The 2,184-nt window shown below is 78.3% G+C and carries 5 protein-coding genes; 4 read left to right on the top strand and 1 reads right to left on the bottom strand.

From position 1 onward, the window contains the following. Together NH602_RS30270 and NH602_RS30275 are read left to right on the top strand one after the other, a co-directional pair. On the top strand, positions 1–440 hold a 440-nt coding region (locus NH602_RS30270), incomplete at its 5' end, for a WS/DGAT domain-containing protein (RefSeq protein WP_253069614.1). Further along, positions 427–1,017, top strand: coding sequence for a TIGR03086 family metal-binding protein (locus tag NH602_RS30275; protein WP_253069615.1), 591 nt, complete (start codon positions 427–429; stop codon positions 1,015–1,017). The genes NH602_RS30270 and NH602_RS30275, both read left to right, overlap by 14 nt. 6 nt (positions 1,018–1,023) lie before the next feature. On the opposite strand, the gene NH602_RS30280 is transcribed toward NH602_RS30275, so the two are convergent. Further along, positions 1,024–1,476, bottom strand: a complete 453-nt coding sequence (locus NH602_RS30280; protein WP_253069616.1) for a nitroreductase family deazaflavin-dependent oxidoreductase — start codon at positions 1,474–1,476, stop codon at positions 1,024–1,026. A gap of 186 nt (positions 1,477–1,662) precedes the next feature. Here NH602_RS30280 and NH602_RS30285 point away from each other — a divergent pair, with 186 nt between their 5' ends. Then, positions 1,663–1,938 (top strand): hypothetical protein, encoded by a 276-nt coding sequence (locus NH602_RS30285; RefSeq protein ID WP_253069617.1) that lies wholly within the window; start codon positions 1,663–1,665, stop codon positions 1,936–1,938. Continuing rightward, positions 1,935–2,184 (top strand): hypothetical protein (locus NH602_RS30290; RefSeq protein ID WP_253069618.1); only part of this gene is annotated, 250 nt, incomplete at its 3' end. The genes NH602_RS30285 and NH602_RS30290, both read left to right, overlap by 4 nt.

Genomic DNA, 2,184 nt, shown 5'->3' on the forward strand with positions numbered 1-2,184 from the left:
GGCTCGCCGCGGTGGCCCGCCGGACCGCGGAGGGGCGGGCGGCTCCGCGCGCGGCGTCGGCCGCGCTGCTGGACCCGGCGTTCCGCCTCGTCGCGGCCGCCGGGGTGCTGCCGTGGCTGCTCGACCACAAGCACCTGGTCAGCACGGTCGTCACCGACCTACGGGGCCCGGCGGCACCGGTCGCGCTCCTGGGGACCGGGGTGAGCGCGATGGTGCCCGTCGTGTCGACGGTGGGCGACGTCCCGGTCGTCGTCGCGGCGCTCTCCTACGCGGGCGTCCTCGTGCTCTCCGTCGTCGCCGACCCGGACACCTGCCCCGAGCTGGACCGGCTGGTCGCCGACCTGCGGGCCGAGCTCGACGCCCTCGCCGGCCCGGACGGGACCAACGGTCCTGGTGACCTCGGGGAACCGGGTGTGGGCTCGGGACATGACCACTCCTGACCAGGACCTCCTGCCGGGCACCACCACCCTGGACGCGCTCCACCTCCTCGTCGACGACGTGGCCGCCCTCGTCGACACCGTCGACGACGACACGTGGCAGGCCGCCTCGCCCTGCCCGGACCTACCCGTCCGGGATCTCGTCGGGCACCTCGTCGGCGGTCTCGCCGGGTTCACCCGGGTCGCCCGCCACGAGGGCGGCCCTGCCTTCGACGGACCGGCCGTCGACCGGCCGGCCGCGGCGGGCACCTACCGCGAGGCCGCCCGGGCGGCCGTCTCCGCGTGGTCGAACCCCGGGCGGCTCGACGAGGTCTTCGCGATGCCCTGGGGCGACACGACCGGCGGTCAGCTCGTCGGCTTCCTCGTCGTCGAGCAGGCCGGCCACGGCTGGGACCTCGCCCGCGCGCTGGGCAGGCCCGCGACCCTCGACGAGCGGGCCGTCGCCGTGGCCGACGGGGTCGCGCACGCGATGATCACCCCGCAGATGCGGATGCCCGGGATGTTCGGGCCGGAGGTGGCGACCACCGCCGGGGCGACGGCGCCCGACCGGCTCGCCGCCTTCCTCGGGCGGCACCCCTGACCCGCGTCACCCCCGGGTCGCGTCGGACGGGTCGGCCCCGTCGATCGGGTGCGCGGCCAGCAGCAGCCACGGTGCCGCCGACCTCTCCGCGATCCGGCGGGTGACCGTGGGGAGGCCGGGCGGGACCTCGGAGATCGGGACCACCCTCGGTGTGTCCACCCGGTACCACCGGCCGTGGCTGCGCAGCCGCCCCGACCCCGACGCCTGCAGGTTGCGCAGCCAGTCCACCCGGGACCCGTAGGGCAGCGCGACCGCGAACCCGCCCTCCACCGGGTGGGCGACGATCGGCGTCCGGCGGATCCGCCCGGTCCGGCGGCCGCGGTGCTCGACGAACCCGGCATACCAGTGCCGGTTCCCCGCGCGGCGGAGCATCGCCGGGTTCAGCCACCGGCGGTTGAACCGCCGGACCAGCTCCCCGAGCCGGGGCAGCGACGCCCGCACCGTCGACATCGGCCCCATGTCCGTCCTCCTCCGGGTGCGTTCCGGTGGCCCCGATGCTGACCGGTCCGGCGCCGGCCGGGACGGGCCGGAGGTCCCGCCGCCGCGGGCACCGCGCACCGGCTCGTGCCCGGATGACCAACGGCCCTGCCGCCCGTCCGCGCGACCGTCCACGATCGGCGGGAGGACCGGGACGGGGAGGCGCGGATGGACGGGGGGACGCCCGCCGGGAACGGGCCGTGGGTGCGCTACGGCCGGATGGCGCTCGGTGTGCTGGCGGTGGTCGCGGTGCTGGTCCTCGAGACCGTGCTGCTGGGCGACCGCATCGCCGCCGACCTCCGGCGGATCACCGGCGGCGCGCCGGACGCACCGGCGCAGGCCGTCGTCGCGGCGCGGGCTCCGAGCCCGCCGGCGGAGCCCGCGGCGAGCGGGGCCGTGGCCGGTGTGGCCTGCGGCCGCTGGACACCTGCCGGGACGGGGTGACCTGCCCGGTACGGCTGCAGGTGCGGCTGACCGGGCCGGGGCCGGCCGAGGTGACCTGGCGGGTCCGCGTCGAGGACCTGTGCACGGGGGCGCGGACCGAGTCCCCCGACCGGCGGCTGCCGGTGCCGGCGGGCCCCGGCGGCCGCCTCGACGTCGTGACCGACGTGGTGCTGCCCCGCGGCGCGGCTCTGGCCGTCTCGCCGCTCGTCACGGCCCCGGCCGTGGCGGTCGGGGCGCCGATGCTGC

The sequence above is a fragment of the Pseudonocardia sp. McavD-2-B genome (genome assembly GCF_024124365.1).
In the GTDB taxonomy this organism is placed as follows: domain Bacteria; phylum Actinomycetota; class Actinomycetes; order Mycobacteriales; family Pseudonocardiaceae; genus Pseudonocardia; species Pseudonocardia alni.